The sequence below is a fragment of the Sutterella sp. genome (assembly GCF_052272535.1).
Taxonomy (GTDB): domain Bacteria; phylum Pseudomonadota; class Gammaproteobacteria; order Burkholderiales; family Burkholderiaceae_F; genus Sutterella.
The window spans coordinates 1-10327 of record NZ_DAVZJY010000067.1 but is presented as its reverse complement, the minus strand read 5'-3'; the positions used below and the strand labels follow the sequence as shown (position 1 = coordinate 10327).

General features: G+C 69.9%; 8 protein-coding genes and 1 pseudogene. All 9 read left to right on the top strand.

What is annotated here, in order from left to right; genetic code table 11:
- Nucleotides 1-1000 (top strand): RluA family pseudouridine synthase (locus ACT6Y9_RS05085; protein WP_443743727.1); only part of this gene is annotated, 1000 nt, incomplete at its 5' end.
- A gap of 4 nt (nt 1001-1004) precedes the next feature.
- Entirely contained in the window at nt 1005-1820 is an 816-nt protein-coding gene (pgeF, locus tag ACT6Y9_RS05080; RefSeq protein WP_443743726.1) for a peptidoglycan editing factor PgeF, read from the top strand.
- Between the two features lie 120 nt (nt 1821-1940).
- The gene (rimO, locus tag ACT6Y9_RS05075; protein WP_443743725.1) at nt 1941-3290 is read left to right on the top strand and encodes a 30S ribosomal protein S12 methylthiotransferase RimO; all 1350 of its coding nucleotides are present in this window, start codon (nt 1941-1943) and stop codon (nt 3288-3290) included.
- A 502-nt stretch (nt 3291-3792) separates the two neighbouring features.
- On the top strand, nt 3793-4035 hold the full coding sequence (locus ACT6Y9_RS05070; protein ID WP_443743724.1) for an STN domain-containing protein: 243 nt from the start codon (nt 3793-3795) through the stop codon (nt 4033-4035).
- A 173-nt stretch (nt 4036-4208) separates the two neighbouring features.
- Nucleotides 4209-6638, top strand: coding sequence for a FimV/HubP family polar landmark protein (locus ACT6Y9_RS05065; RefSeq protein ID WP_443743723.1), 2430 nt, complete (start codon nt 4209-4211; stop codon nt 6636-6638).
- The gene (gene truA, locus ACT6Y9_RS05060) at nt 6635-7450 is read left to right on the top strand and encodes a tRNA pseudouridine(38-40) synthase TruA (RefSeq protein ID WP_295479682.1); all 816 of its coding nucleotides are present in this window, start codon (nt 6635-6637) and stop codon (nt 7448-7450) included. The genes ACT6Y9_RS05065 and truA overlap by 4 nt, the downstream gene beginning before the upstream one ends.
- A 98-nt stretch (nt 7451-7548) precedes the next feature.
- Complete coding sequence (gene accD, locus ACT6Y9_RS05055) at nt 7549-8430, top strand: acetyl-CoA carboxylase, carboxyltransferase subunit beta (protein ID WP_295479684.1); 882 nt, start codon at nt 7549-7551, stop codon at nt 8428-8430.
- 153 nt (nt 8431-8583) lie between these two features.
- On the top strand, nt 8584-9888 hold the full coding sequence (locus ACT6Y9_RS05050) for a bifunctional folylpolyglutamate synthase/dihydrofolate synthase (RefSeq protein WP_443743722.1): 1305 nt from the start codon (nt 8584-8586) through the stop codon (nt 9886-9888).
- Between the two features lie 150 nt (nt 9889-10038).
- Nucleotides 10039-10327: pseudogene (locus ACT6Y9_RS05045) on the top strand (hypothetical protein); the annotation flags it as partial.

Below are 10327 nucleotides of genomic sequence, written 5' to 3'. Positions count from 1 at the left end.
GCCCCGGAGCCGCCCAAGTTTACGGTCTCCGGGTTCTGGGGGTGAGCGCCTCGACAAGGTCCTCGCGGCCCACCTGCCCGACGTCTCCCGCGCGCGGCTGCAGAAGCTCATCGAAGGGGGCGCCGTCAAGGTGAACGGCGCCGTCGTCACCAAGGTGCGCGCCAAGGCGACCGAGGGCGACGAGATTGAGCTCACGCAAGCGCCGCGCCTCGACGAGTCGCTCGCCTTCGAGCCGCAGGAGGACGTGGAGTTCGAGGTGGTCTACGAGGACGACGCGATCATCGTGGTCAACAAGCCCGCCGGACTCGTCGTCCACCCGGGCGCGGGGAATCCCGACGGAACGCTCCTGAACGGCCTTCTCTTCCGCTATCCGGAACTCAAGGACGTTCCGCGTGCGGGGATCGTGCACCGGCTCGACCGCGACACGACGGGCCTCATGGTGGTGGCGCGCACGCTCACCGCGCAGACGAACCTCGTGCGGCAGCTCCAGGAGAGGAGCGTCAAGCGCGAGTACTGGGCGATCACGATGGGCTCGGCCGCGCCCGACTTCGTCGTGGACGTGCCGATCGGGCGCGATCCGCGCAGCCGCATCCGCTTCAAGGGATTCCCGGGCTCCACGGGCGTGCGCGCCAAGCCCGCGCGCACGCGCGCCCGCACGGTGGACTGGTCGAGCGCCGACGGCATTCCCGTCTCCTGGGTCGCCTGCCGTCTCGACACGGGCCGCACGCACCAGATCCGCGTGCACCTCACGGGCGAAGACCTCCCGCTGATCGGCGACCAGCTCTACCGCGGCCGCGCGCCCGGCATCGCCGTCAAGATGGAGAACCTCCTCGACTTCCACCGCCAGGCGCTCCACGCCTCGCGCCTCGGGCTCGTGCATCCCGTGACGGGCGAGGAGATGCAGTGGTTCGTCGAGCCCCCCGAGGACATGATCAATCTGATGGACGACCTCGGCTTCGGGCCCTGGGACCGTCCCGTCACCGTTTTTGAGCGGAGCTGAGGCCATGGCCAATCTCTTCAAGTCTGAAATCGCAAGCGTCACCCCGGAATGGACGGGCGGGCACCCCGCGCACGTGAAGGCCTTCTTCACGGAGCGCACGGGCGGCATTTCGAGCGGCCCCTGGGGCGGTCCCGACGGCATCATGGGCATGAACGTCGCTCGCCACACGGGCGACTTCGCGATGTGCGTCGAGCAGAACCGCCGCATGCTCGCGCAGTGCCTGCCCGCGGAGCCGAAGTGGCTCACGCAGGTTCACGGCGTCAAGGTGCTGCGCGCCGACGACGCTGTGGGCGAGCCCGAGGCGGACGCCTCCTATACGACCACTCCCGGCGTCGTCTGCGCCGTGATGACGGCTGACTGCCTTCCCGTCCTCTTTGCGGACCGCAGGGGCCGGATCGTCGGCGCGGCGCACGCGGGCTGGCCCGGACTCGCCGCAGGCGTGCTGCAGGAGACCGTGCGCGCGATGAGAAAGACGCTTCTGGACGCGGGCGAAGCCGAGCCTGAGCTTGCCGTCTGGTTCGGCCCCCGCATCGGTGAAGAAGCCTTCGAAGTGGGCGAAGACGTCCTCGACGCGATGAAGACGCACCTTCCCGAAGCGCAGAAGGCCTTCCGGCCCGCCGAAGCGCCGGGGAAGTACTTCGCCGACTTGGGCGAACTCGCCCGTCAGGCTCTCGAGCAGGTCGGGGTCCCGCGTGAGGCGGTCTCCGACTGCGGTCTCTCGACCTACGCCGACCCGAAGCGCTTCTGGAGCTACCGCCGCGACGGCGCGCGCTCCGGGCGCCACGCCGCGCTCATCTGGATCGAGCCCGAGGCGCACTAAAAAGCAGGCCGCCGCGGCCCCCGCGCGGGCCCGAAGCCGGCTAATATCGCCCGCCGTCCGCTTGTGACGGCGGGCGAAAATATTTCATATAAACCAATAACAGACCCCACGCACACACACATGACTCGGCACATTCCCGTCGTCGGCTTCGTCTCCCTCGGCTGCCCCAAGGCGCTCGTCGACACCGAACGCATCGTCACGGAGCTGCGCGCCCGCGGCTACCGCATCGGCTCGACCTACAAGGACGCCGACCTCGTGATCGTCAACACCTGCGGCTTCGTCAATGAAGCCGTTGAGGAGAGCCTGCAGGCGATCTCCGAGGCGCTCAAGGAGAACGGCCGCGTGATCGTCTGCGGGTGCCTCGGCGGCCGCAAGGAGGCCGACGGCTCCAACTACGTCCTCGCGCGCATGCCCAAGGTGATCGGCGTCACGGGCCCGGACAGCGTCGACGAGGTGCTCGGCATGGTCGAAGGGGTGCTGCCGCGCCCGCACGATCCCTGGGACGACCTCGTGCCCGCCGCGGGCGTGCGCCTGACGCCCAAGCACTACGCGTACCTCAAGATCTCCGAAGGCTGCAACCACCACTGCACTTTCTGCATCATCCCGAACCTGCGCGGCTCGCTCTTCTCGCGTCCGATCGGCGACATCGTGCGCGAGGCGGAGAACCTCAAGGCCGCCGGCGTGAAGGAGCTCCTCGTGATCAGCCAGGACACGGCCGCCTACGGCGTGGACCGCCGCTATCGCCTCGACTTCGCGGGCGGGCGCCCGGTGCACACGAAGCTCCTCGACCTCTGCCGCGAGCTCGGGCGCCTCAACATCTGGACGCGCCTGCACTACGTGTACCCGTATCCGTCGGTGGACGACGTGGTGCCGCTCATGGCCGAGGGGCTGGTGCTCCCGTACCTCGACGTGCCCTTCCAGCACGCGCATCCGCGGATCCTCAAGCTCATGAAGCGTCCGGCCTGCGGCGAGAAGAACCTCGAGCGCATCGCCGCCTGGCGCCGCGCCTGCCCGGACATCACGATCCGCTCGACCTTCATCGCCGGGTTCCCGGGCGAGACGGAGGCCGAGTTCGAGTACCTCCTCGACTTCCTGCGCGAGGCGCAGCTCGACCGCGTCGGGTGCTTCGCCTACTCGCCCGTCGAGGGCGCGGCCGCGAACGACCTCCCCGGGGCACTCCCCGACGAGGTGCGCGAAGACCGCCGCCGCCGTCTGATGGAGCTCCAGGCCGAGATCTCCCTCAAGAAGCTCGCGCGCCGCATCGGCGGGGTCGAGGACGTGATCATCGACGAGGAGCCCGACGAGGACGGCGTCGCCGTGGGCCGCACGAAGTCCGACGCCCCCGACATCGACGGCGTCTGCTACGTCACGACCGACCGCAGGCTCCAGCCCGGCGACATCGTCAAGGTGCGCATCACCGCCAATGAAGAGCACGACCTGATCGGCCGCGAGGTGACGCCCGAGGGCTGACGCGGGCCCTCGGCTCATTGTTGCCGAAAGGGCGGATTCGTGACGGAAGGCTTCCGTCCGCCGCCCTCAGCAAGATCTGCTTGCCTGCGGCAAGCATTTCGAAAGGAAGCGCCGCGGGTCTCCCTCATAGACTAAAACCGTGCCCGATAAAGGGCGCTGCTAGTCGAGTGACCCGAATCGTCCCGCATAAAGGCTTCCCTCCGGAAGACCCATTCGGCGGGACGAATTCGTATTGGAGAAAGTTCGTCATGAAGTCCGTCCTGCGCACCCGCGCCGCCCTCGGCATCGCCGCCGCGGCGCTCGGTCTCGTCGCGGCTTGCTCGAAGACCGAGCCCGCCCAACCGGCCGCACCCGCCGCTCCGGTGGAGTCCACCGCTCAATCGAATCTGCAGACGCCGCCCGCCCCGGAAGGGTCGGGCGTCGGAGCGCCGCAGAAAACGGAGGCCGCTTCGGGTGCTCGGCCGCACCCGACCCAGGTCCCGGCCGCGGGTGCCTCAGGGTCGTGGCCGATCACCCCTACAGCTTCAAGGACAGGCGGTTCGACGAGACCGCGCAGGCCCTCGCCCACGCCTCCGGGTGCTTCATCCGCTATACGGACCGGGAGCTCGCCGCGCTCAGAATCGCTCCGGTCGAAGGCCGCATGAGCATCCGCGACGCCGTCGCGAAGGCGTTGGAGGGCTCGTCCTATGAGGTTGCGTCGGCGACCGACGCGGAGATCGTCGTCGCGAAGAAGCCGCAGCCCTGAGCGGGGCGTGCGCCGGTGCGCGCCGGACGGGCGCCGGAGGAGAAGCGCGCCCCCTGCGGTATCATCCACCAAATCAGCGGGGCGCCGCCCGCCGGGCCGTTCTTCCTTTGAGAAGGACGCCGCCCCGGCCGACCGGACGCGAGCGCCCCCGCAAACTTCTCCGCTTGATGCCGATGTCCATAAAGATTTCCGTGCTTGCCGCGGCGGTGCTCGCCGCCGCCGCCTCCGCCGCCGGGGCCGTGTCCCTCGGTGAACTTGAAGTCCAGAGCGTTCCGGGCGAACCCTTTGAAGCGACGCTCGACATCAAGGACGTCGATCTCAACATTTCGCCGCTGCTCGTGCGCGTGGCGCCCCCGGCCACCTATCTGCGCGAAGGCGTGCAGTGGCCGCAGGAGGCGCTCGACCTGCGCATGGCGCGCCTGAAGAGCGAATCGAACGTCGTGCGCGTGCGCGTCACGGGCAAGCAGAACGTCTCGACCGCTTTCCCGCTCCTCATTGAAATGAACGCGGGGGGCGCGGTCACGGTGCGCGAGTATCACCTCGATCCCGCGAAGGGCGCTTTCATCGTCATCGCGAAGGCCGAGGCGCCGGCGAAGACGCCTGCAGCCCAGGCCCAAGAGGCGCAGCCCGCCGCATCCAAGGCCGTGACGGAGAGCGTGGAGCCCGCCGCCGCGCCCAAGGTTCAACCGAAGTCCGAGCCCAAGGCGCAGCCCCAGACCGAACCGAAGGCCGAACCCAAGGCGGCTCCCACCGTCGAGACGGCCGTCGCCGAACACGCGGCGAAGAAGCCCCCGCGCCGCATCGGGCGCTCCGGCCCGGTGGTCGTGCGCGAGTACGTGGCGCTGAACGGCTTCAACCCGAACGAATCCTTCCCCGTGCAGCTCGACATGACGCTCTGGTCGATCACGAAGCTCTACTGGCCGAGCTATCCGGGCGCGCTCCTCGAGCAGGTCGCCGCGGCCCTCACGGAAAAGAATCCCCGGGCCTTCATCGCCGGCGATCCCTCGAAGATCGTCGCGGGCGGCATGCTCGCCTCGCCCACGAGCGAGGAGGTCTTTGCGGTTGATCCCCTCGAAGCCTTCCGGCGCGTGCACGGCGCCGGGGTCGAGGTGCCCGGGCCCACGCAGAATCTGATCGACGCGCAGCGCCGCTCCCACACGGCCGCCGCCGAAGTCGCCGCCGTGCAGCTCGCCGAAGCCGCGAAGGGCGCCAAGCCCGAAGTGGTCGCCGACGCCGGCCGCAGGGCGCTCACCGAATGGGAGACTGAAAACGACGCCGCTGCGGTGAAGGCCGCCGAAGAGAAGGCCGCCGCCGAGAAGGCGGCCGAGGACGCTCAGGCCGCCCAGGCCGCCGAAGCCGCCGAAGCCGCCAAGGCGGCGCAGGCGCAGCAGGCGGCTGTGGAAACACCCTCCGCCCCTCAGGTTGAGGAGAAGGCGCCCGCCGAAGCGAAGACGGCTCCCGAGGCGGGCGCCGGGGAAAGCGCCAAGGGCGACGCAGAGGTCGCCAAGGACGCTCCCAAGGACGCCGCGAAGGACGCCGCCAAGGAAGAGGCGAAGGCCGGATGGCGCAGCGGTCCGCTCCCGTGGGTGCTCCTCGTGCTTGCGCTCGGCGCTGCGGTCTACGCCTTTACGCGCCGCCGCAAGGAGGAGCCCGCGATCGAGCAGCCTCCGAGAAAGACCGAGGGCACGGTGACGCTGCAGCGTGAAGTGCCCGCCGCCACCGAGGCGCAGCTGAAGGCCGTGGACGCCACGATCTCCGAGGCCGTGAAGAACGGCACCACCGCGGGCGCGATGGGCGCGGGCGCGGTCGCCTACGCCCAAGCGCAGATGGCTGAGGACCGAAAGTCCGCCGAAGCCCCGGCCGCCGTCCCTGAGGCGACCGCCGAAGTCAAGGACGCCAAGGACGAGCTCTTCGGCGACCTCGACGCCGCCGCGGGCGCGATGAAGGCGGAGGCTGCGGCCTGCGCGGCCTCCTCGAAGGCGGCTGAAGGCGCCTCTCTTCAGGGCGTCTCCGAGTCCGCCCCCGCCGAACCGAAGGTCCCGGAGACGGCCGAGCAGCCCTGGCTTTCGCCCGACGACGACGAACTCCCGCCCCTCGCGGATGGCGAACTCGAGGCCGCCCGCAAGGAGGAGCCCGCGGATCTGCCCTCGGCCCTGAAGAACGTGGACCTCGACCTGGAGGACGAGGCAAAGAAGCCCGTGCTTCCGCCCGCGCCCCCCGCCTACGTGCCGCCGCTCGCGTCCGAACCCGTCCCGCCGCTCGCGTCCGAACCCGTCCCGCCGCTTGCTTCCGAACCCGTGACGGAAGTCCCGCAGCCTCCTGAGGCCTCTGAAGCCGTCGCCCCGCAGCCCGCTGCCCAACCCGCTCCCGTCGAGCCCCCGAAGACTCCCGAAAGCCAGGCCGTGCAGAAGCAGCGCGCGCAGACCGAGGCGCTCGACGCGAAGCTCTCGCTCGCCGGGTCCTTCATCGGACTGGGCGCCAAGAGTGAGGCGCAGGAGCTCCTCGAAGAGGTCGCGAAGAGCGGCTCTGAAGCGCAGCGCGCGCAGGCCGCCAAGCTCTTGGCGCGCCTCAAGGCCGATGCGAAGGGAGCCGCGGACAAATGACGGCGCGCACGATCGCGCTCGGCATTGAATACCGCGGGACCGCCTTCAACGGCTGGCAGGTGCAGCCCGACCGCCCGAGCGTTCAGGCGGCCGTTGAGGCGGCGCTCTCGCGCTTCGCGAACCATCCGGTTTCCGTCATCTGCGCGGGCCGCACGGATGCGGGCGTGCACGCCACGCACCAGGTGGTGAGCTTCTCCACCGAAGCGGCGCGCGCCCCGGAAGGCTGGGTGCGCGGCGTCAACTCGTTCCTGCCGCGCACGGTCGCCGTGCGCTGGATGCGGCCCGTGGAGGAGGACTTTCACGCGCGCTTTTCCGCGCGCTCGCGCACGTACGAGTACTGGATCTGGAACGACCCAGTGAGGACGCCCCTTTTTGACGACGCCGCGGGTTGGGTCTTCCGGCCGCTCGACGTTGATCGGATGCGCGAGGGCGCGCAGGCGCTCTTGGGCGAGCACGACTTCACGAGCTTCCGCGCGGCCGAATGCCAGGCGAAGAGCCCGGTGCGCACGGTGACCGACCTCTCGCTCATCCGGCGCGGAGCGTTGGTGGGCGTGCGGATTTCCGCCAACGCCTTCCTGCAGCACATGGTGCGCAACATCGTCGGCGCCCTCATCTACGTCGGCACGGGCCGCGAGGCGCCCGGCTGGATCGCCGAGGTGCTCGCCGCCCGCGAACGCTCCGCGGCCGCTCCGACCTTCAGCCCCAACGGGCTCTACCTCACGGGCGTGGGGTATCCCGACCACCCGACGCTGCCGCAGTCCGGGCGCAGTCCCTTCGGCGGGGAGTTCCCGGCCGCACCGGACATCGGCTGAACGGCTGAACGCCGTAGCCCGGATTGGGCGCTCCCTGCGGAGGGTCTCCGCGGAGGGCGTTCGTATAATTTTCCTTTCCTTTTTGTTTTTGGACCGCGATGAGCTGGATCAACCACATTCTCCCGAAGATCAAGCGCGAGGAACCCGTCGGCGCTAAGAAGAAGCCGAGCGTCGTTCCCGAGGGCGTCTGGACGAAGTGCCCGGGCTGCGAGCAGGCGCTCTACACCGAGGAGCTTGACCGCAGTCTGCGCGTGTGCCCGAAGTGCGGCCACCACTTCCGCATGGGCGCGCGCACGCGGCTCCTCTCCTTCCTCGATCCGGGCACGGGCGTGGAGATCGGCGCCGACGTCCGCCCGCGCGACCCGCTCGGCTTCGTGGACGGCAAGCCCTATCCGAAGCGCCTCGCGGCCGCCCAGGAGTCCTGCGGCGAAACCGACGCCCTGATCGTGATGTCGGGCGCCCTGAGGCGCGAGCCGATGGTGGCCGCGGCCTTTGAATTCCGCTTCATGGGGGGCTCGATGGGCTCCGTCGTGGGCGAGCGGTTCGCCTTGGGTGTCGAGGAGGCGATGCGCCGCCGCGCGCCCTTCGTGGTCTTCACCGCCTCGGGCGGCGCGCGCATGCAGGAGGGCTTGATCTCCCTCTACCAGATGACGAAGACCACCGCCGCGGCGCGCCGGCTCTCCGACTACGGGCTCCCCTTCATCACCGTGCTCACCGACCCGACGATGGGCGGCGTCTCCGCGTCCTTCGCCTTCATCGGCGACGTGGTCCTCGCCGAACCCAAGGCCCTGATCGGCTTCGCCGGCCCCCGCGTGATCGAGCAGACCGTGCGCGAGAAGCTCCCCGACGGGTTCCAGCGCTCGGAATTCCTGCTCCGCACCGGACAGATCGACCAGATCGTGGACCGCCGGGAGCTGCGCGCCCGCATCTCGGTCCTCACGCAGCTGCTCATGAAGAAGCAGCCCGTGAACGGCATCTGACCGGCCGCCGCACCCAGACGCTTCCCCGGGCCCGCCCGCTGCGCCGCAGCCGGAGCGGGCCCGTGTCCTTTTTATCGTCTTCATCATCACCGTTTCCGTCGTTCTCTTCTTCCCGACGACGTCCGAACGCTCCTGTGAGGAGGCCTTCCACCCATGTCCCGCACCCTGACCGAATGGCTCAACTACATTGAAAAGCTTCACGCCAAGCCGATCGACCTCGGCCTCGAGCGCATGCGGGAGATGATCTCGCGTCTCGGGATCCGGTTCGAATGCCCTGTGATCACGGTGGCGGGCACGAACGGCAAGGGGAGCACCTGCGCCTTCATCGAGTCCGTCTGCCGCGCGGCGGGCCTGAGGACGGCGATGCACACCTCGCCCCATCTCCTGCGCTTCAACGAGCGGGCGCTCCTCGACGGGCGCGAGGTTGACGACCGCCTCCTCACGGCCGCCTTCGCCGAGGTCGAGGCCGCCCGCGGCGGGATGACGCTTTCCTACTTCGAATACACGGGACTCGGGATCCTGAAGGTCTTCCAGAACGCGCGCCCCGACGTCGTGATCCTCGAGATCGGCCTCGGAGGGCGGCTCGACGCCATGAACGCGATCGACCCGGACTGCTCGGTGGTGGCGGCCGTCGGCATCGACCACACCGCGTTCCTCGGCTCCACGCGCGAGGCGATCGGGCTCGAGAAGGCCCACATCTTCCGCCAGGGCCGGCCCGCGGTCTGCTCCGACCCCGAACCTCCGGTGACGCTCGTCGACCACGCCCACCGGATTGGTGCGAAGCTCATGCTCATCAACCGCGACTTTCGTGCGGCGCCCCAGCCGGACGGGTCGTTCGACTTCACCTGCGGGGAGGTGCACTGGCAGCTTCCGCGCCCGGGGCTCGCGGGGAGCAACCAGTACCGCAATGTCGCCGGGGCGCTCGCGGCCCTCGTCGCCCTGAAGGAGCGCCTCCCCGTCACGGAGGCCGCCGCCGCCGCGGGCGTCGCCCGCGCGCGGATCACCGCGCGCTTTGAGTGCGTCACGACCGATCCGTGCCCAACGCTCATCGACGTCGGCCACAACCCGCAGGCCGCGGCCGTGCTCGCCGAGAACCTCGCGCACTTCGCGCGTCCGGGCGAGCGCACGCTCGCCGTCTTCGGCATGCTCACCGACAAGGACCGCGAGGCGGTGGTGCGCCTCACCGCTCCGGCGGTGGACCACTGGTTCTACGCAGGGCTCCCGGGGCCCCGCGGCGGAAGCGCCGAGGAGTTGGCCGAGCGCATGCGCGCCGCGGGCGTTCCGGACAAAAGCATGACCGCCGCGAGCGGCGTCGCCGAAGCGCTCGCCGCCGCGCGGCGCGAAGCACTCCGCTTGATGCGCGAAGAGGGCGCCCCCGTGCGGATCATCGTCTTCGGTTCCTTCGTCACCGTGGGCGAAGCGCTCGAAGTCCTCGCCGCCGAAGGCGTGCGGCGCTGAGCGCCGCGCGGCTTCTCCGCCCGCGCTCCAGAGGGAGCGCACCGGGGGCGCAAAAGCGTTTCCAATTGCGCCTTAACGGGGGAGACGGGACGGCCCTGATAAAATTTCCGCGGATTTTTTCCTTCGCCGCCTGAAAGCCCGAGGCTCACCATGAACTTCTTCAATCCGTTCCGAAAGAACACGCGTCCCCAGGGCGTGAAGCTCGCCGAACTCTCGGTCGAGCCCGCCGCGCAGGAAGGTGCGCCCAGGAAGGAGCCGGGCTTCGGCCCCGCCGGAGAGTCGGCCGCTCCGATGCACGTCGAGCCGACGTTGGGCGACGTGCAGGCCTCATCTCCCGCCGCCCCGGCCGCCTCAGCTGCCGGCGAAGCCTCCGACCTTCCCGCGGCCGACGGCGTCCCGCCCGCCTTCACCTTCTCCGAGCCCGCGGCGGTGGAGAGCC